The 19955-nt window shown below is 54.1% G+C and carries 20 protein-coding genes; 14 read left to right on the top strand and 6 right to left on the bottom strand.

From position 1 onward, the window contains the following. Positions 1 to 154 precede the first annotated feature (154 nt). On the bottom strand, positions 155 to 1612 hold the full coding sequence (pepD, locus tag HFD87_RS21690; RefSeq protein WP_010671162.1) for a beta-Ala-His dipeptidase: 1458 nt from the start codon (positions 1610 to 1612) through the stop codon (positions 155 to 157). Between the two features lie 254 nt (positions 1613 to 1866). On the opposite strand from pepD, the gene gpt reads away from it, so the two are divergent. The 3 genes from gpt (at position 1867) to crl (ending at position 4223) form a co-directional block, all read left to right on the top strand. Then, on the top strand, positions 1867 to 2325 hold the full coding sequence (gene gpt / locus HFD87_RS21685; protein WP_031590376.1) for a xanthine phosphoribosyltransferase: 459 nt from the start codon (positions 1867 to 1869) through the stop codon (positions 2323 to 2325). 116 nt (positions 2326 to 2441) lie between these two features. Beyond that, positions 2442 to 3689 (top strand): esterase FrsA, encoded by a 1248-nt coding sequence (gene frsA, locus HFD87_RS21680; RefSeq protein ID WP_033779697.1) that lies wholly within the window; start codon positions 2442 to 2444, stop codon positions 3687 to 3689. A 132-nt stretch (positions 3690 to 3821) separates the two neighbouring features. Continuing rightward, entirely contained in the window at positions 3822 to 4223 is a 402-nt protein-coding gene (gene crl, locus HFD87_RS21675; RefSeq protein WP_003851176.1) for a sigma factor-binding protein Crl, read from the top strand. A 103-nt stretch (positions 4224 to 4326) separates the two neighbouring features. Here the strand turns inward: crl and ompC are convergent, their stop codons facing one another. Further along, entirely contained in the window at positions 4327 to 5439 is a 1113-nt protein-coding gene (gene ompC / locus HFD87_RS21670; RefSeq protein WP_010255197.1) for a porin OmpC, read from the bottom strand. A gap of 238 nt (positions 5440 to 5677) precedes the next feature. On the opposite strand from ompC, the gene proB reads away from it, so the two are divergent. The 10 genes from proB to HFD87_RS23035 all read left to right on the top strand — a co-directional run bounded on the left by proB (position 5678) and on the right by HFD87_RS23035 (position 13871). Next, the gene (gene proB / locus HFD87_RS21665; RefSeq protein WP_010255198.1) at positions 5678 to 6781 is read left to right on the top strand and encodes a glutamate 5-kinase; all 1104 of its coding nucleotides are present in this window, start codon (positions 5678 to 5680) and stop codon (positions 6779 to 6781) included. 10 nt (positions 6782 to 6791) lie between these two features. Beyond that, the gene (gene proA / locus HFD87_RS21660) at positions 6792 to 8045 is read left to right on the top strand and encodes a glutamate-5-semialdehyde dehydrogenase (protein WP_167423922.1); all 1254 of its coding nucleotides are present in this window, start codon (positions 6792 to 6794) and stop codon (positions 8043 to 8045) included. A 360-nt stretch (positions 8046 to 8405) separates the two neighbouring features. After that, on the top strand, positions 8406 to 9137 hold the full coding sequence (locus tag HFD87_RS21655; protein ID WP_010255201.1) for a S24 family peptidase: 732 nt from the start codon (positions 8406 to 8408) through the stop codon (positions 9135 to 9137). A gap of 423 nt (positions 9138 to 9560) precedes the next feature. Further along, on the top strand, positions 9561 to 9839 hold the full coding sequence (locus HFD87_RS23200; protein WP_071785064.1) for a hypothetical protein: 279 nt from the start codon (positions 9561 to 9563) through the stop codon (positions 9837 to 9839). Positions 9840 to 10043: 204 nt separating this feature from the next. Beyond that, on the top strand, positions 10044 to 10511 hold the full coding sequence (locus HFD87_RS21645) for a glycoside hydrolase family protein (RefSeq protein ID WP_010255203.1): 468 nt from the start codon (positions 10044 to 10046) through the stop codon (positions 10509 to 10511). Continuing rightward, positions 10508 to 10855, top strand: coding sequence for a hypothetical protein (locus HFD87_RS21640; RefSeq protein WP_010255205.1), 348 nt, complete (start codon positions 10508 to 10510; stop codon positions 10853 to 10855). The genes HFD87_RS21645 and HFD87_RS21640 overlap by 4 nt, the downstream gene beginning before the upstream one ends. Beyond that, positions 10852 to 11145: a hypothetical protein gene (locus tag HFD87_RS21635; RefSeq protein ID WP_010255207.1), complete on the top strand. Its 294-nt coding sequence runs from the start codon at positions 10852 to 10854 to the stop codon at positions 11143 to 11145. The genes HFD87_RS21640 and HFD87_RS21635 overlap by 4 nt, the downstream gene beginning before the upstream one ends. A gap of 203 nt (positions 11146 to 11348) precedes the next feature. Then, a complete protein-coding gene (locus HFD87_RS21630) occupies positions 11349 to 13103 on the top strand; it encodes a glycosyl hydrolase family 28-related protein (protein WP_010255209.1) in 1755 nt (584 codons plus the stop codon). 381 nt (positions 13104 to 13484) lie between these two features. After that, positions 13485 to 13697, top strand: a complete 213-nt coding sequence (gene cspA / locus HFD87_RS21625) for an RNA chaperone/antiterminator CspA (RefSeq protein ID WP_003854408.1) — start codon at positions 13485 to 13487, stop codon at positions 13695 to 13697. Positions 13698 to 13700: 3 nt separating this feature from the next. After that, entirely contained in the window at positions 13701 to 13871 is a 171-nt protein-coding gene (locus HFD87_RS23035) for a cold-shock protein (RefSeq protein WP_085978710.1), read from the top strand. 316 nt (positions 13872 to 14187) lie between these two features. Here HFD87_RS23035 and HFD87_RS21615 read toward each other — a convergent pair whose 3' ends face one another. From HFD87_RS21615 to HFD87_RS21605, 3 genes are all read right to left on the bottom strand, one after another. Continuing rightward, a complete protein-coding gene (locus tag HFD87_RS21615; RefSeq protein WP_010255214.1) occupies positions 14188 to 15765 on the bottom strand; it encodes a methyl-accepting chemotaxis protein in 1578 nt (525 codons plus the stop codon). A gap of 298 nt (positions 15766 to 16063) precedes the next feature. After that, entirely contained in the window at positions 16064 to 16213 is a 150-nt protein-coding gene (locus HFD87_RS21610) for a hypothetical protein (RefSeq protein WP_022625169.1), read from the bottom strand. 80 nt (positions 16214 to 16293) lie between these two features. Next, positions 16294 to 17256, bottom strand: coding sequence for a chemotaxis protein (locus HFD87_RS21605; protein WP_010255217.1), 963 nt, complete (start codon positions 17254 to 17256; stop codon positions 16294 to 16296). A gap of 167 nt (positions 17257 to 17423) precedes the next feature. On the opposite strand from HFD87_RS21605, the gene HFD87_RS21600 reads away from it, so the two are divergent. Beyond that, entirely contained in the window at positions 17424 to 17816 is a 393-nt protein-coding gene (locus HFD87_RS21600) for a YgiW/YdeI family stress tolerance OB fold protein (RefSeq protein WP_010255219.1), read from the top strand. Between the two features lie 35 nt (positions 17817 to 17851). Here HFD87_RS21600 and dbpA read toward each other — a convergent pair whose 3' ends face one another. Beyond that, a complete protein-coding gene (dbpA, locus tag HFD87_RS21595; RefSeq protein WP_167423921.1) occupies positions 17852 to 19234 on the bottom strand; it encodes an ATP-dependent RNA helicase DbpA in 1383 nt (460 codons plus the stop codon). Positions 19235 to 19955 lie beyond the last annotated feature (721 nt).

The following is a 19955-nucleotide window of genomic DNA, read 5'->3' as shown; positions in this document are numbered from 1 at the left end:
ACATCTGGACATAATGGCGGCTGTGACCAGCGAAGCGCGGGAAAGCGGCGGAATAACGGGGGAAAGGGCGGAAAAGGCAGCGAATTATGCTGGGGGAAAGTCACAGGCATAAAAAAACCAGGCCGGAGCCTGGTTTACTTTTTTTGTGACAGAATTACTTTTCTGGCACCACATTCAGCAGGGTGGTCAGCAGTTTCCAGTAAAGGCCAACGCTTTCGATGTGAACCTGCTCATCCGGCGAGTGCGGCCCGGTGATGGTCGGCCCAATCGATACCATATCCATCTCCGGATACGGTTTTTTGAACAGACCACACTCCAGACCGGCGTGGATCACCTGAATGTTCGGGGTCTTATCAAACAGCGCGATATAGGTCTGACGGGTCAGCGCCATAATGGCGGAGTCCGCATCAGGCTGCCAGCCGGGGTAGCCGCCTTTCGCTTTGGTCTGTGCACCGGCCAGCTGGCCCAGTGAGGTCAGCATCTGCACCACATAATCGCGGCCGGTGTCGATCAGCGAACGGATCAGGCAGTTGATCTCTGCATGATCGGCTTCCATGGTCACCACACCGATATTCAGTGAGGTTTCAACTACGCCTTTCGCCACGTCGGAGTTGCGGATCACGCCGTTTGGCATACTGTTGAGCAGGTTCAGGAAGCGATCGCGGCTGTCAGCGTTCAGCGCATCACCCTGATGCGCCAGCGGCTCAGTGACCAGTGCGATGTTCGGCTCTTTGATGCCGTGCTCATTTTTGATGGCGCTCAGGAAGTGCGCCGCCGCTGATTTCAGCGCATCCGCTTTGTGGCTCTCGACCGCCACGGTAGCGAAGGCTTCACGCGGGATCGCGTTGCGCAGCGTACCGCCGCTGAAGGCCAGCAGACGCAGATCCAGTTCAGCAGCATGTGCCGCCAGGAAGCGCGCCAGCAGTTTGTTGGCGTTGCCGAGGCCCATATGAATATCGGCACCGGAGTGACCGCCTCGCAGGCCTTTCAGCGTCAGCTTCAGGGTCTGGAATTCAGCAGGCACCGCTTCACGGGTCAGCGGCAGGGTGGTGACGAAGTCGATACCGCCCGCGCAGCCCATGTAGATCTCACCTTCTTCTTCGGAGTCGGTGTTGATCAGGATTTCTGCCTGCAGCCAGTTGGGTTGCAGACCGAATGCGCCATCCATACCGGTCTCTTCAGTCATGGTCAGCAGCACTTCCAGCGGGCCATGCGTCAGGCTGTTGTCAGCCAGTACTGCCAGCGCAGAAGCCATACCGATGCCGTTGTCCGCGCCCAGCGTGGTGCCGCGCGCTTTCACCCACTCGCCGTCAACCCAGGGCTGAATCGGATCTTTGGTGAAGTCATGCACGGTGTCATTATTTTTCTGCGGCACCATATCCAGATGCGCCTGCAGCGCAACCGGGGTACGGTTTTCCATGCCTGCGGTGGCGGGCTTACGAATCAGGATGTTGCCGACCTGATCGCGCTCACACCAGAAGCCTTGCTCTTTGGCCCAGCCGACGATGTAACTCGCCAGCGCTTCTTCGTGAAAAGAGGGATGGGGAATAGAGCAGATCTTAGCGAAAATATCCCACAGCGGCTGTGGAGAGAGTTGAGACAATTCAGACACGACAGGTCTCCTGTGTCAGTGTACCGGCGAGGCCGGACATCGCGAGTTTCCAATGAAAAATCGCCGTCAGAGAATCTGACGAGCCAGGCCCGAGAATATCACTGTTTTCTACCGGGTGCGCTCTCAGACGCGCTAAAAAGCCGCAACCAGTGCGCGGGTGCTGGTTTTTAGTGCGTCAACTCCTTATAATCTCGCGCAACCTTTTCCCCGTTGCACATTTTTACGCCACCTCGGTTGGCTGGGATTTCTATTCTATGAGCGAAAAATACGTCGTTACCTGGGACATGCTTCAGATTCATGCCCGTAAACTGGCCCAGCGGCTGCTTCCTGTTGAACAGTGGAAAGGCATTATCGCGGTGAGCCGCGGCGGTCTGGTACCGGCTTCGCTGCTGGCACGTGAACTGGGTATCCGCTACGTCGATACCGTCTGCATCTCCAGCTATGACCACGATCATCAGCGCGAAATGAAAGTCCTGAAGCGCGCAGAAGGCGACGGTGAAGGCTTTATCGTGATCGATGACCTGGTGGATACCGGCGGCACTGCCCAGGCGATTCGCGAGATGTATCCGAAAGCGCGTTTCTGCACCATTTTCGCTAAACCGGCCGGTCGCTCACTGGTTGATGATTATATTGTCGATATTCCGCAGGATACCTGGATCGAGCAGCCGTGGGATATGGGTGTGGTCTACATCCCGCCGATTGTTAAAAACTGATTGATACACATCAGACAACGCCCGGTTTTCCGGGCGTTGTGCTTTCTGTGCCTCGCACCCCGAATTGCCGTACAGTACACTTAGCCATCGCCGTTTCTGTTGCAGGAGAAGTGAGTATGTCGAGCAAAAATCTCAGCGAGGAGTTGTTCAAACCGCGCTTTAAACATCCTGAAACCTCAACCCTGGTTCGCCGCCACCATCATGCTACTTCGGATGTCCACTCAGCCCTGGATGGTGACAGCCAGCGTGGCTGGTATCGTATGCTGAATAAGCTGATGTGGACATGGCGTGGCCTGACGCCGCAGGAGATCAGCGAAGTGCTGGCTCGGATTGCCATCAGCAATGTTGAACATACGGATGAGACGCTGCTCGACACTGTAATCGGTTTTCGCGGCGGCAACTGGCATTTCGAATGGTGCAAACAGGCGGGTATCTGGCAGCAGAAAGCGCTGGAGGCCACCGACGACAGCGAGGCGGGCGACTACTGGTTACACGCGGCGCATCTCTACAGCGTTGCGGCCTATCCCTATATAAAAGGGGATGAGCTGGCCGACCAGGCGCAGACGCTGGCGAACCGCGCCTATGAAGAGGCGACTCAACGCCTGCCGGGCGAGCTGAAACCGCTGACGTTCGCCATTCAGGGTGGCAGCCCGGTTAACGGCTTTCTGCACATGCCGCCTGACGTTGAAGCGCCTTATCCCACCGTGCTGTTCTGTGGCGCGCTCGACTCATTACAGAGCGATCACTATCGCCTGTTCCATGATTACCTTGCACCGCGCGGCATCGCCATGCTGACCATTGATGTGCCGTCGGTAGGCAACTCGGTGAAATGGACGCTGAATCAGGACACCAGCTTTCTGCATCAGCAGGTGCTGCGCGATCTGAAAAACGTGCCCTGGATCGACCATACCCGCGTGGCGGCGTTTGGTTATCGCTTTGGCGCTAACGTGGCCGTACGACTGGCCTATCTGGAATCGCAGCGGCTGCGTGGGGTCGCCTGTCTTGGCCCGATTGTGCATGCGCTGCTGACGCAGACGGCGTTGCAGGATGAGATCCCGGATATGTATATGGATATGCTGGCGAGCCGGCTGGGCATGGCAACTGCCTCTGACAGTGCGCTGCGTACCGAACTCAATCGATATTCGCTGAAAACTCAGGGATTGCTGGGCCGCCGGACGCCGACACCCATGCTGTCGGGCTACTGGCAAAACGATCTTTTCAGCCCGGAAGAGGAGAGCAAGCTGATCGCTAACTCTTCGTCAGATGGCAAAGCGTTGCTGATTCCGGTGAAGCCGATGATGGCCAGTTTCGACAAGGCGCTGAATGAAATTTGCGACTGGCTGGAGAAGCGTTTAAAAAGGTAACTGGCAAAATTTACAGTATTTGCTACAACTAGTAGCGGAATTCTTCCGGGCTGCCGTTAAGCGAAACATGACATCCCCTGGCCGTCCGGAAAATCAAGGCTGTATAGCGGTCAAAATCTATGGAGATTCAGCATGACGTTACCAAGTGGTCATCCCCGCAGTCGCCTGCTTAAGCGCTTTACGGAGCTTGGGCCTTATATTCGCGATGGGAAATGTGGCGAAACCCGGTTCTTTTTCGACTGCCTGGCTGCCTGCGTTAATGTGAAACCGGCACCGGAACTGCGTGAGTTCTGGGGCTGGTGGATGGAGCTGGAAGCGCAGGCTGACCACTTTACCTATGTCTACCATATCGGTCTGTTCGATAAAGAGGGTGACTGGTCGGTGGCAACCATCAAAGGCAAAGAGAATACGGCGCGCGTGGAAGAGACCTTACGGAATTTCCATACCCGTCTGAAAGCGATGCTGAAAGAGTTCGAGCTGGATCTGATTCCGGCCAGCGATTTCGATGAGAAACCGGTGAAGCTGAGCGCCTGATTGGGCGGTTCGCTTATACAACAAGCAAAGGGCGCGTTGAAAAACGCGCCCTTTTTCATGCTCACACATTCTGTAGCTTATGCTGTGCGGCATTAGCCTGAAATCAGAACTGGTAAGTCACACCCATCGCGACCACGTCATCGTTGTTAATCGACAGCGCGTTGTCATCATCCAGCTGGTTGATTTTGTAATCAACGAAGGCGGACATATTTTTGTTGAAGTAGTAGGTCGCGCCCACGTCGATATATTTCACCAGATCCGCATCGCCGATACCGTTTTCGATATCTTTGCCTTTGGTCTGTACATAGCCAATAGAAGGACGCAGGCCGAAATCAAACTGATACTGCGCCACCAGTTCGATGTTCTGCGCTTTGTTGGCTGCGCCCGCGACGGTAGCACCGGTGTTACGGTTGGTGCCGCTGATTGGTGTCATGTTGCGGGTATCGGTATAGATCGCCGCCAGGTAGACGCTGTTGGCATCATACTTCACGCCTGCGCCCCAGGAATCCGCACGGTCACCGCCGCCATAGGCACGTGCCTGCTGCTGGTTGGTACGGTCAGAAGAGGTGATGGCACTCATCAGGCTCACACCGGAATCACCCAGGGCATAGCCCAGTGAGGCACCGTAGCCGTCGCCATTCTGACGGTTAATGTCGGTGCGGGTGTTGGCGCTGGTGGCGTCGTTTTTACCCTGATACTGCAACGCAAACTTCAGCCCATCGACCAGACCAAAGAAGTTGTTGTTACGGTAAGTCGCCACACCGGTAGCGCGCTGAGTCATAAAGTTATCGGAACGGGCTGTACCGTCACCGCCGAATTCCGGGAACACGTCGGTCCAGGCCTCAACGTCATACAGCACACCGTAGTTACGACCGTAATCGACCGAACCATACTGCGAGAATTTCAGACCAGCAAACCCAAGGCGGGTTTTGTTGCCGTTGTTGGCGTCGCTGCCTTCGGAGTTATTGACGTTGTACTGATATTCCCACTGACCATAACCGGTCATCAGGTCGTTAATCTGTGTCTGACCCTTAAAACCGATACGGGTATAGGACTTGTCTCCATCCTGGCTGGCATTATCGCTGATGTAGTGCTCAGCTTTAACTTTGCCGTATAAGTCCAGTTTGTTGCCATCTTTGTTATAGATTTCGGCAGCCTGCGCGGCGGATGCCAGCGTCAGCGTGGAGAGGATCATGGCCAGTGTGCTTTTCTTCATTTGCTATCAATCCCAATGTGAACGCCGTAAAAAAATGAAAGTTTTTGTAAAGCACGGACTTTTTACCCGTCGGCGATGAACTTTTTATGACACTTTTCATGATTTCTTGTTAACCCTGAACTTTTGGTCTACGTCCTTGTCCGCGTAAATTCGTGCTTTTCCCCTGCTGGCTGTTGGCTTCCTTATCGACTCCTGTTAAAACGTCCTTTCGTAAAAATTTTTCACTACGGCAGGAAATATGAGTGGCAGTCAGACCTTAGTGGTCAAGTTGGGTACCAGCGTTCTCACCGGCGGCTCCCGTCGGCTGAATCGGGCGCACATGGTGGAACTGGTTCGTCAGTGTGCGCAGCAGCACGCGGCGGGCCACCGCATTGTGATTGTGACCTCTGGCGCGATGGCCGCCGGACGCGAACATCTGGGTTACCCCGAACTGCCACCCACCATCGCCTCAAAGCAGCTGCTGGCTGCGGTGGGGCAGAGCCGTCTGATTCAGCTGTGGGAACAGTTGTTCTCAATCTATGGTATCCATATTGGTCAGATGTTGCTGACCCGTGCCGACATGGAAGATCGCGAGCGCTTCCTGAATGCCCGCGACACGCTGCGCGCGCTGCTGGATAACCACATAGTGCCGGTGATCAATGAGAACGATGCCGTTGCCACCGCTGAAATCAAAGTGGGCGATAATGACAATCTCTCAGCGCTGGCGGCGATGCTCGGCGGTGCCGACAAGCTGCTGCTTCTGACCGACCAGCAGGGACTGTTCACCGCCGATCCGCGTAACAATCCTGAGGCTGAGCTGATTAGTGATGTCCATGTGATTGATGATGCGTTGCGTGCCCTGGCGGGCGACAGCGTATCGGGTCTTGGCACTGGCGGCATGTCGACCAAGCTTCAGGCGGCGGATGTCGCCTGCCGCGCCGGTATCGATGTGATCATCGCCTCAGGCAGCCGCAGCGGCGTAATCAGCGATGTTATTGACGGCAAGCCGGTCGGTACGCGCTTTCATGCGCAGCAATCGCCGCTGGAAAATCGTAAACGCTGGATTTTCGGTGCGCCTCCGGCAGGTGAACTCACCGTCGATGATGGTGCGCTAGCAGCAATTATTGAACGCGGCAGTTCGCTGCTACCGAAAGGGATCCGTGCTATCCAGGGGAATTTCTCACGTGGGGAAGTGATCCGTATCCGCAGTTTGCAGGGCAGGGATATCGCGCATGGTGTTTCACGCTACAACAGCGACGCGATGCGGATGATTGCCGGTCATCACAGCCAGCAGATCAGCGAAATCCTGGGCTATGAATATGGCCCGGTGGCGGTTCACCGCGACGACATGATCGTCAGTTAAGGAGCGGACAATGCTAGAAGAGATGGGAAAAGCGGCGCGCGCCGCAGCTTACACCGTGGCCGATCTGTCGACTGCAGAGAAAAATCAGGTTCTGATGACTATTGCCGACCGTCTGGAGGCGGAAAGCGCAGACATTCTGGCGGCCAATGAGCTGGATTTAGTCGATGCGCGTCAGAACGGTATGAGCGCCGCGCTGTTGGACCGGCTGACACTCAATCCGCAACGCCTCGGCAGCATCGCCAGCGATGTGCGCCAGGTCTGCCAGTTGGCCGATCCGGTTGGACAGCTAATTGACGGCGGTCAGCTCGACAGCGGGCTGCGCATTGAGCGTCGTCGCGTGCCGCTGGGCGTGGTGGCCGTAATCTACGAGGCGCGTCCCAATGTCACGGTGGACGTCGCCACTCTGTGCCTGAAAACCGGCAACGCCGCCATTCTGCGCGGCGGTAAAGAGACCTGGCGCACCAATGCGGCCACCGTCCGGGTGATCCAGAACGCGCTGAAACAGCACGGTCTGCCTGCGGCGATCGTTCAGGCGATCGAAAATCCGGATCGCGAGCTGGTGAATCAGCTACTGAAGCTGGATCGCTACGTCGATATGCTGATCCCGCGTGGCGGAGCCGGGCTGCACAAGCTGTGCCGGGAAAACTCTACTATTCCGGTGATCACCGGCGGCATCGGCGTTTGTCATATCTATATTGATGAGACGATGGAGATCGAACCTGCACTTGATCTGATCGTCAACGCCAAGAAACAGCGTCCCAGCGCCTGTAACTCACTGGAGACGCTGCTGGTGGATCAGGCGATTGCCGATCGTTTCCTGCCCGCCTTCAGCGCGCGTATGGCACAGGAAGCGATCGCGTTGCATGCTGACAGCAACGTGCTGGCGCAGCTGCAGCAAGGCCCGGCATCGGTCACGCAGGTGAATCCGCAGCAGTACAATGATGAGTGGCTGTCGCTGGATCTTAACGTCAAATTAGTGGCGGATATGGATGAGGCGATCGATCACATCCGCACGCACGGCACGCAGCACTCGGATGCCATCCTGACCCGTAATACCCGCAACGCCGCGCGTTTTGTCCGTCAGGTCGACTCCTCAGCGGTCTATGTCAACGCAAGCACCCGCTTCACCGATGGCGGACAGTTTGGCCTGGGTGCCGAAGTGGCGGTCAGTACACAGAAACTGCATGCCCGTGGTCCGATGGGATTAGAGGCGCTGACGACCTATAAATGGATAGCATGGGGCGACGATACGCTCCGGCCATAACTGCCATAATTTTTAACAAAGCGGGAGTCTTTCAGAGACTCCCGTTTTTTTTAGCTCCATTTTCCGGTCCAGTGAAAGATAGAGTTTTCTGCGCATCAGCTTAATTTCCGTTCCGGTCTCGTCACTACTGGCCATTATTCTGGCTGATATTCACGCATTTTTTTACGGAACATTCCTGAAAGCCGGGGCTGTACGCGGCCTGAGGCAATATTTTTTGTCCAGCCGCAGGCTGAAGCGGATAATGATTATCAGGAATGCTTGATAAAGCGGTTAGGTAGTAAACGAGCGGTAATATAAAATGAACTGGTAGCAATAATGAAAATAACATCCAGTATCTCTTCTATGGCTGATTATTAACTAATGGTTAAAAAAGAAAGTACAAGACAAGCTTTCACCGCCAGGCTGATAGCGGCCTGTGAGAGTGCCGGCATTGCCGGACATGGACGAAACAAACAGGTTGCCAGGGCTCTGCAGCAGCAAGGCTGTAAGATTTCAACGCCGGGAGTGTGGAAGTGGTTTAACGCGCAGTCAGTGCCGGATGGCGGCAATTTACTGGCTCTCAGCCAGCTGCTGGGCGTCAGGGTTGAGTGGCTGCAATACGGTATGGAACAACCTGCTGAACCGGTGACGCTAAGTGCGCTCACCGGTCAGAAGAATGTGTTTCGGATTGATAGCCTCGACATTGGTCAGCGAAGTGCTGCAGGCCTGCCCGCGCGTGATGAGTTTGTCGAGACTATCCAGGCGATCGAATATGGTCTGGATGAGGCGCGGGTGCTGTTCAACGGGCGCCCGGCGGAAAACATCCGGTTAATCGCTATCAACAGTGACTCCATGGCTGACACCTTTGCGCCGCGCGATCAGCTGTTTGTGGATATCAGCGTGCGGATGTTCGACGGCGACGGCATCTATATTTTCACCCTCGATGAGCAGCTCTATCTCAAGCGCCTGCAGCTGCAGCATAAGAAAATCGCTGTAATATCAGATAATAAGCGTTATGAAACCTGGTATCTCAATCATGATGACGTCACCAGCCTGAAGGTACTGGCCAAAGTGATCATGAGCCAGGCGCGACATTATCAAATCCTCGGTTAAGGCCACTTCTGCCGGTTTTTTCAGGAAGGCTGAAAAAAAAATAATCGGCATAAATTCATAAATTTAACCAGCGGTAAATAAAAAATTAACCAACAGTGTTTGATAAAGCATAAGAACCTGTTAATAATTTGGATATGGATGAACGAAGCAGTTCTTTCAGGGACGAGCCGCTCTTAAACAATTGAGGCGCTGCACAAGCGCGAATCATACCACCACAAAGTTAGTGAACTTTGGGATGGGGTGGATGCGCAAAATGCAGCGTCGTCAGATGCCGTTTATTTCCCCTCGCTTACTTTCCACCTGACTGCTGATGCAGCCGGGCGGCAAGCGTGCGACCGTGATACGCGACATTCGGGCCCGTTCGGTTCGCCGAAAGCTCGCGCCTGCCACCCCATCGCCAAAGACTCATTCACAGGAGGAGTTATGGCGATAATTCACTATGGCAAAAGCGTTTTTATAGGCAACGCACGTACTCGTCGCCACCGGCGGCGCCAACCTCTCAGCAGCCTGACACAGAGCATCGACGAGGCCCTGAACTTCCCAACTGAAACACCCACCCTGAGACGTGCAGAGCAAATCTGCCAGCGTCAGGTCGCCCCGCGCGTTGACCGCGCAATTACTGCACCCCGCGTCACCAGTCAGGAAACACCCAGTTTCGACAATTGCTGTCTTCCGCACGTTCATCTCTACGCCGTGAGCTGAAACGCGCAGAAAACGCATTTTTCCGTTCCGGCTAACTCTTCGCTTTCTCCAGTTCTCACTGGGCGCAATTTGCTGAATTACTGTTCAGTTTTGCTGCAGGGTCAGTAAGGCCTTCTGCTGCGCCGTGCTGAGAAATGATCAGCGAGCGTTATGTATTTCTTTTCACAAGGCTGAGTTGCTTTAACCCGTCATTGAGGAGTCGTTATGAGCCAGATAATCGCAGTACTGAATTTTGAAGAGGGGTATGTCGACACGCCTTATCTCGACACGCTGGGCTTTCCCACGGTGGCCGGCGGCATTCGAATTGGACCCAAGGGGGCGTCTCTGAGTAATTACGCTTTCCGCGTGCCACGGCGCGTCGGTGATGTCTGGAAGCAGTGCATTCTTGAAAACAAAATTCAGGAGATGCAGGGCAGGGAGCTGCTGCGTAATGCGCTGGCGAAGTGCAACGACGCCCGCACCGACGTGCTGCTGAGCATGGCTTATCAGCTGGGCGTCGAGGGCGTCCTGCAGTTCAAAAACATGCTCAGCGCGATCGTGGCTGAACAGTTTAATGATGCGGCTGACGCGATGATGAACAGCCTCTGGGCCCGTCAGACGCCGGGCCGCGCCAGACGTCACGCGGAGATGATGCGCAGCGGAACCTATGCGGTTTACAGGGGGTTGCTATGAGATGGCTCATGTTTCTCACCGCCGTGCTGACGGCAATCATCATTCTGCTGCTGCTGCAGCGCTTTACCACCCTCCAGTTTGTCTCTCATGCCCGTCTGCTTTTCAAAACCTGGTCTGTCTGGCTTGCGTCGCTGGGTTCCATGCTCAGCGCCTGGGCGCAGTCGTTTCCTTCGGCCGCCGTTGATGCCTGGAGCGCACTGCCCGAAGACGTTAAAGCGATTCTGCCGCACAACTACCTCGGGCTGGTGGGCGCCTTCATGGTGGCGATGGGGGTGATTGCACAATTTGTTCGTCAGAAAAACCTGCTCAATGCGAAGGAGCAGTCTGAAGGAGCGAAGCCATGACTCTGATTACCACCTTACTGGGCGGCAGCTGGCACTGGATCGCCGCGCTGGCTGCGGTCATCGCGGCGCTGGGCGCCAGTTATTTCGGCGGCAAGAAAATCGGCAAAGTGCAGCAAAAAGCGCGTTCTGACGTCGATAACGCGCAACAGGAGGCGTCCCGCGTCACCGCGGTAGCGCAACAGCAACAACATAACCGCGAGGAGGCTAACCGTGTGGCGACTGACAACCATAGCCTTGATGACGCTGCTGCTCGCGACAAGCTGCAGCAGTCGAAATACCACAAACCCTGAGCCGGTGGCGATCACCGACTCTGCCTGCGTACTTTTTTCCCCTCTTTATACCTACGGCGATGACGCGCAAAAAATGGACGTTCGTACGGTGCGCGCCATCAACACCCACAACGACATGTGGGACTCCCTTTGCGGCCATCCGGCTGTGGCTAAGTAGTGCGCTGATTTCAGCGCGATATCTCTATGATCCTGAGGAGGATTCTATGATCGAAGTTAACTCTTTTGCTGAACTGCGTACCACTGTTCCACCAAAATCAGGTGAAGTCGCGAGCCTTAAACGCTATTACGATAAGGACTCCAGCTTCCGTGGCGGCGCAGACTTTGTCGGTTTTCTCAGCACCACTCCGCTGAAAGATGATGGCGGTACGGTGGCGGTGGGTAACGGTTTCTACTGGAAGCGCACCATCAACGATCCCGCCGAAGTGAACATTCTGCACTTTGGCGCGAAAGGGGATGGCGTGACCGATGACACTGAAGCCTTTAAGCGGATGCTGGCATGGACACAATCCTACAACGCCTACGCGAAAGCGATTCCGGTGCGTTTTCCGGGGGGCCGCTTCCTGATTTCACCCATCGATATCAGCGATACGGAGTTGTCGTTTTTTGGTCTGGCAGGCGATGATATCGAGCTCGGCTCGGCACCGCGTACCACCATTGTTTCTGATAAAAGCGCGAAAACCGTGTTTAAGGTTAATGCGCGTCGAATCGTCATTAAAGGCATCTGCTGGCATGGACAGGCTAACGCCGGGACTGTCGACACCACGGCCAAAGTCACCGTCACGCCTGAACAGTGCAGTAACACGCAGCCGTTCTTTGAAAATACCATTGTCGGAGGCCAGATCGTCAATATCTTCTGCTTCAAGGCGCAAAGTACCGGGGGAACCGTCTTTAAGCTGCAGGATACGCTCGACAGTAAGTTCGATCAGATTTACAGCTCCAATACCTTTTCACGGGTGTTTGATGTCGGCTGGTCAAACACGCCGAAGGGGAACTGGGACCACTCAACCGCCATTGAGCTGTGTAATGCCAACTTCCAGTCGGGCTATGGCGACGCCACGCTCTATATGCCGCGCGTCACTCAGGGGCTCATGCGTAACGTCTGGATTGAGCACACGACTAACCCAGGGGATCTGTCGGATGGCGGCTGGAACATCGAAACGCTCAACATTGAAGATTGCGCCACGCCGCTCAATCTCAATAATGCCCGCGTGGTGATGCGTCATATCAATCTGCAGGCAGGCGCGAAAATCACCAATGATCTGGCCGGAAGTAAGTGGTTATCGACCTTCGAATATGGCTATCGTCGGGATGAGAACTACGGCACGTTCATGACCGGTTCGCTGCGTGCCGGCTACTACAGCGGCTATAAAGTGGTGAACAACACCGATACCGACAACTGGTATCGGCTGGGGCAGCTCTATTTCCCTGCGCCTAACCAGCAATGGGTAATGGAGCTGATCGGGAAAGCGGATGCGACCACGCCCTCCGGCACCGCCGGTTCGCCGGTTAATGTGGTGGGCACCGGTAAAACCCTGATCAACCTCCAGCGACTGGAGACGGTCTGGGCCGATGCTTACCATATGGGTCAGCCTTCCGTACTGGACATTCGTTATGGCCGGGTAGGGACCACCTATGCCGTAATCTGGGTCAAGCTGAGAGCGAACAGCGGCGAAACCATGTTCAACCTGAAGACGACCGGTCCGACCCGCTTCGATACCGGCTCCTGCTCGCTGTTCCAGGCTGATATGTCGGTGGTTACGGATATCACCAAAATCAGCAACCTGAAACCCGCTGCACGTTTTGGTATGCACAATGGGCTGGCGGGCATCGGGGCCAACGAAAAAGGGGTGGTTACGCTGGCTACCGCTGCGGGTACGCCGACTAATAAGACCGCTCCGACCGGATTTGTGCTGATCAATATCAACGGCGTTGACCGTAAGGTTCCTTACTACGATTAATGATCGGCATGTTTTGGGCGAGGCTCCGGCCTCGCCCTTTTTTGATCTGACATTATCTCCGCTTCTTTTTACGTCGCCGGGAAAGTCACAGCTGCACTGTGAAGCCAGACAGTCTTCCTGACACAGCCTTTCGCCTTCATCCTCTTCAGCGGGCTGATTGCGTTTAATTTGAATTACGGCTTGCGTCACTTTAAGAAGTGTGGCCTAATGAATCGTCGGTTTGATTAACAGACACTATCAAAGTAAGTAACCAAAGCAGTTCTCATCTCTAAGTTTGTCGCGAGACATCCCTTCTTTTTGAGTCTTCTCTTACGTTCTGATTAAAATCTGTTCTCAGGCCATTATGTATGCCGGAAGGCTCGATATATTAAGGATTTAAGCATGTCTAACAAAATTCGCGGTACCGTTAAATGGTTTAACGCAGAGAAAGGCTTCGGTTTCATTTCTCCTGCAGACGGCAGCAAAGATGTATTCGTACATTTCTCTGCAATCCAGGGCACCGATTTCCGTTCATTAGATGAAGGTCAGCAAGTTGAATTCACAGTAGAAAATGGCGCCAAAGGCCCAGCTGCTGCGAACGTTGTTGGTCTCTAAGGACTGAAAATTACTTTTAAATGTCCTCACTGTAGTGGCTCACAGTTTCGTACATCACATTTTGATGTTACAAGAGCCAACCCGCATGGAGCGAAATGCATTTTCTGCAAATCTGTCGTGGTTCAGGTGAACCTGGCAAGGATTGCAATTCAGAGCCAGCTTCGCGCTCTCTGATTAAGGCTAGTGAGCTTTATAGCGTTGTTGCATTTACAGTAATAAAAGGCTGCCTCTGGCAGCCTTTTTTGTTTCTGCGTTTCCTCCTTCTCAAACCTCACGCTTTATCCTTGTAACCTGCCTGTTTACCTTCATTTTCGCTGTTTAGTTGCAACTCCCTTGTATAACGCTTACCACTTACCACTTACCACTTACCACTTACCACTTACCACTTACCACTAACCGCTAACCGCTTCCCGCTCTGTTGCCTGTAACCTATCCGCCCTTATCGTCACCATTCTTAAACTGGCCCGCCGAAGCAGGCCGTTGAGAGGGATTAACGCAGTACGGGTTGCAGTGAGAGCTTGCCGGTATTAAACACGCTCATCGCCTGTGCCATACGCTCTGCCTGATCCTGCAGCGCTTGTGAGGCGGCTGACGCTTCCTGTACCAGCGCGGCGTTCTGCTGCGTCACCGCTTCCATCTGGGTAATCGCCTGATTGATTTCATTAATGCCGCTGCTCTGCTCGCTGCTGGCAATGGTGATTTCGCTCATGATGTTTGCCACGCTCTGCACGCTGTTCACTACTTCGCCGATAGTTGAACCGGCGTGTGTTACCAGCTTGCTGCCTTCATCGACTTTAGCGACGGAATCTTCAATCAGTACCTTAATCTCTTTGGCCGCTGAGGCTGAGCGCTGCGCCAGATTACGCACTTCACTCGCCACGACCGCAAAGCCACGACCCTGTTCACCCGCGCGTGCCGCTTCAACCGCGGCGTTCAGGGAGAGAATATTGGTCTGGAAGGCGATGGAGTCGATAACGCTGATGATATCGACAATTTTTCGTGAGGAGAGGGCGATCGCTTCCATCTTCTCAATGACCTGCTCCATCACCACGCCACCTTCACGCGCCACGCTGGAAGTGGTTGAAACCAGGTGATTGGCTTCACGCGCGTTGTCGGCGTTGTGTTTCACGGTCGACGTCATCTGCTCCATGGCAGAGGCGGTCTCTTCCAGCGAACTGGCCTGCTGTTCGGTTCGGGTCGAAAGATCAAGGTTCCCGCTGGAGATCTGATTAGAGGCCACCGCAATAGTGTCGGAGCCGGTACGCACTTCGGTCACAATCGACAGCAGATTATCGTTCATTCGTTGCAGCGCCTGCATCAGGACGCCGGTTTCATCGCGTGAGGTCACCTGCATCTGTGAACTCAGATCGCCTGCGGCAACGCGTTCAGCAACGTCAACCGCTGCAACCAGCGGACGCACAATAGAACGGGTCAGGAAGTAGCCCAGCAGAATAGACGCCAGAATCGCCAGCGCGGAGAAAATCAGCGTAATGGAGATAGCCGACTGACCATTTTCCACAATACCCTGACCTTCACTGCGCAACTGTGCGTCCTGAGAGTTGGCAAAATCCACGGCATCCTGAAGGAATTTGTTCTGGGTGGCGGTCATCGATTTCAGGACATAGGTGCTGGCAGCCTCAAAATCGCCCGCCTTCACCAGGGTGATCAGCTCTGCTTTAACTTTCTCAAAAGCCTGGGAAGAGGCCAGCAGACCGGCGATCTTTTTCTTGCCGACCGGCGTGACCTGAATATCTTCGATCCTTTTCATTGCGCTGTTGGTGCGTTGCGTGGCTTCATCCAGCTGACCATAACGCTTCACATTCATTTCCGGACGTGTCGTGTCGATCACCATGCCGCGCAGGTATTTGATCTGATCGTTGACGCCATCGCGCACATCAAATGCCAGTCGTACTTTCACATAACGATCGTCAACGATCGAGGCGATCGCCGTATTAATGCTGTTAATCCTGGTTATGGATGTCACGCCAATCACTATCAGTAACGTCACAATAATACCGAAGGCTGCTGCGAGCCGCATTCCCACCTTCATATTCTTGATACTGAACATGTTCTCTTCCCCGTTTTATTATTAATCAATTTGTTAGCAACACTCAGGTTTCCTGCTGTTGTGCGCAGTGCCTTGCTGATGTCTGTGGTCACAGCCTCAGGCAAAAAGGTGATCTCGCGCATACTGTTATCGGAGCACGAAGTTGTACCTTTAATAATTTTTAAGTAATAACGCCGGGTGAATAAATAGTCAGTAAAAATCATCAGAAATGGTTAAGTAATAACCAGAGGAAATTCAGACAAAAAAAGGGCTGTCAGCAGTGATGCTGACAGCCCGATCCAGACAAGGATGAATGGATTCAGAAAACTAAGAAGTAGAGGCCTGTCCAGAACGCGACGCTTAATGTGACGGCGCTAATCCAGGCCAGCTGGCGTAAACGGCCACGCAGCACCTTTTGACGGGAAGGCGTAGCAGGTGCAGGCGTAACGGGTAAGGTTTCAATGTGCATAGTCGGTTCCTGATCAGGTCAGCCATTCTGCTGGCTAAAACGTAAAAGCGTGCCGGGCATTCTTAGCGGCCCGCATTCGCTTAGCGGGCAGTGTCGAGAACGTTGAAAATCACGTCTGACAGCTCATTCAACTCAAACTTTGCTACATAGCCATCGGCACCCACTTTGCGCACGTGATCTTCGTTGGCGCTGCCAGAGAGTGAGGAGTGAATGACGACCGGCAGAGCCTTGAGGATCGGGTCACGCTTGATGTTGCGGGTCAGCGTAAAACCATCCATCTCTGGCATTTCCAGATCGGTCAGCACCAGGGCGATTTTGTCGTGAATCGATTCGCCGGCAGCCTGCGCTTCCTGGCTCATCAATTTAATTTTTTCCCAGGCATCCAGACCGGTGTTAAACATCAGCGCCGGAATGCCCATACTCTTCAGACCCTGCTCCAGCAGCTGACGCGCGACTTTGGAATCTTCTGCCACAATCGCCACTGCACCTGGGCGGTAGTTGAAGGCACGCGGTCTGGCTGCTTCCGGTTCGACGCCGCGCACCGATGGGATGATGTCATACAGGATTTGCTCAACGTCCAGCACCATCGCCAGCTCGTTGCTCTGCTTGTCACTGTCCAGGCAGGCGATGCTGGTAATGTTGCGGCCGCCGATACCGGCTTCGGCGGTATGCACCTGGCTCCAGTCGAGACGCACAATGTTCTCAACTGACTCCACGGCAAACGCCTGGGTGTTACGGGCATACTCGGTAACCAGCAGCAGGTTAAGACCGGTTTCCGGCACACAACCCGCCACGGCAGGCAGGTCGATGACCGGAATGAACTGGCCACGAATACTTGCCATACCCAGCAGCGGCGAACGCATGCCTGCGGCTTTGGTGATAGTGGGCATCGGCACAATTTCACGCAGCTTGAAGACGTTAATGCCAAACAGTTCAGACTTGCCTTTCAGCTGATCGGAACCTAAGCGAAACAGCAGCAGCTCAAACTTGTTCGATAACGCGAGGTTCGCTCTCTCATCGATCTCTTTCTGAAAATTATCCATGGTTGCCTCTGCATTAACGCAGCTGGTGAAATAGGGTGTGAACAGGTTATCGGCAGCAAACGGAAAAAGGTGAGAAGAGAAGGGTGAAATAAAACGGACGCCAATTAATGTGCCAGGATTAACCCTGAAGGTTCAACATGGACACCTTTCCAATAAAGGAGTGTGAAATGAAAAAAGTGATTCTGGCGTCGTTGCTGGTGATGATGAGTGCGGGTGTTTCGGCCGAAGAGGGCGGATACAAAGCGGGCGATACGCCACCACCGCAACACAAGCAGGATGCCGGCTATAAAGGTTCAGAAGATACCGGTCAGACGCATATTGATCAGATCCGCGATTTCCGTCAGGGCGGATATGTGACGCTGGAAGGTTACATCGTGAAGAAAGAGCAGGGCGAACGGTATCAGTTCCGTGACAACACCGGCACCTTACCGATTATCGCGCCGAAGAAGACCTTTGATGGTAAAACCTACACCGCAGAAGACAAAGTACGCGTCAGTGGCAAGGTACAGGGCAAAGGGGATAAAACCACGCTGCATGTGACCCAAATCGAAGAGCCGTAACAAACCGGGCGAGATAATCTTCTCGCCCGTTTTATTTAGTCCTTCAGCAGAATCGCCCGGCAGGTTTTGCCTTTGATTTTGCCCTGCTTGAGTTTCACCAGCGCATTTTTGGCCTGATTCGCCTCAATCGCCACGTAGGCGTGGGTCGGCGTAAGGACAATTTTGCCGATCTGCTCGGCACGATAACCCGCTTCACCCGTCAGCGCGCCCAGAATATCTCCCGGACGTATCTTGGCTTTACGGCCACCATCAATGCATAAGGTCATCATAGCTGCAGGCAGCGGCTTGCTGCTGCCCTTTTTCAGCGTGCTGGCAGAGACCCACGGCAGCTTCTGCTGCAGGAAATCTTCCAGCGCATGCGCGCGAGCCATCTCATCGGCAGCAACCAGGCTGACCGCGACGCCATGTTCGCCCGCACGCGCCGTACGACCAATACGGTGCAGGTGAATTTCAGGATCCCAGGCGAGCTGATAGTTAACCACCATCGCCAGCGATTTGATGTCGAGTCCGCGTGCAGCGACGTCGGTGGCGACCAGCACGCGACCACTACCGTTAGCGAAGCGGATCAACACGCGTTCGCGATCGCGCTGCTCCAGATCGCCATGCAAAGGCAGGGCGCTGATATCACGCGCGTTAAGCGCCGCGGCGACATCATCACATTCACGTTTGGTGTTGCAGAAGACCACACAGGATGAGGGCTGGCGATCGCTGAGCAGTGCTATCAGCAGACCCAGTTTTTCATTGTGGCTGGCTTCGAAAAACTGCTGATCGATTGAAGGCAGTTCGCTGACATCTTCTGTCACCACGCTCAGTGCATCACGCTGAAAGCGGGTGCTGATAGCCGTAATGCCGTCTGGCCAGGTGGCGGAAAAGAGCAGCGTCTGGCGCGAGGTGGGCGTCGCTTCAATGATCGTTTCCATATCATTCAGGAAACCCATCTCCAGCATCCGATCGGCTTCATCCAGTACCAGCGTGCTGAGCTGGTCCAGCTTGAGGTTTTCGCGGTTAATGTGGTCGAGGATACGACCCGGCGTGCCGACCACGATATGGGGCGGATGCACCAGCGAATCACGCTGTGCGCTCATCGGCTGTCCGCCACACAGAGTGAGAACTTTGATGTTGCGGGTGAAGCGCGCCAGCTGGCGCAGCACATTGCCTACCTGATCCGCCAGTTCACGGGTCGGACAGAGAATGAGTGCCTGGGTCTGAAAGCGGGCGCTGTCGATATGGTGCAGTAAACCAATACCAAAGGCAGCCGTTTTACCGCTGCCGGTTTTCGCCTGCGCGCGCACGTCGCGTCCCTGCAGAATGGCGGGCAGCGTGGCGGCCTGCACGGGCGTCATGCTGGTGTAGCCCATCTCGCGCAGGTTTTCGAGCTGGCTGTCGGGAAGCGAATTGAGGGTAGAAAAAGCGGTCACGGGCGCGGCCTCTGAGGCTGAAAGTGTAGGGCATTATTGCGGGGCAAGTCTGGCAGAAAGCACGCCTGACAGCAACGGGAACCTCGATGGTTAGCAGTATGAAACTATATCTGTCAGAGGGCTTAGGAATAGACTGAAGTTTACGGGAAAAAGGTGGTTTATTTTTATAGATTAACCCCTACTCAATGTGATTGTTCCAGAATGACGATCTTTTGAGGCCAGAGATTATTTGATAAGTAGCCGTTTTTAAATATTTATTTCATTGTTAATCAGATAAATCCTTAACTACTACTCCAGTAATAGAATTAATCATTAAAAAATATCACCACTAGTGCCGATAAAAATCCTGAGCTAATTGCTTTATATTTAGCGCGCCATATTCCTGGTACAACGACCGGTAGAGGGTATTTGCATTGAGTAATCGCATCCAGGGACCACATGAAAATGTGCTTAAAATAGTAGGCCGCGCCGTACTGACACTGCATGTTCATGGAGAGAGCTTATCGGCTGATAAGATCGCTTCGATGATTGCGTGTTATGCGGAAGATGAGCCCTGTGATCAGGAAGATCGTCGCTTATACGCGCTGGCAATGGAACTAATGTCGAATGATAAATGGGCCAAAAGCGCGTAACCCGCACTCCGCTCAGGTAAATGCAGAGCCTCCCTTGTGGAGGCTCTGTTGTTTTTGGAGGAGTGGGTTTGCGTTGTGGGGCGGGTACT

It is taken from the genome of Pantoea sp. EKM21T, from assembly GCF_011800405.1.
Taxonomy (GTDB): Bacteria; Pseudomonadota; Gammaproteobacteria; order Enterobacterales; family Enterobacteriaceae; genus Pantoea; species Pantoea agglomerans.
This window is presented reverse-complemented; position numbering and strand designations above follow the sequence as displayed.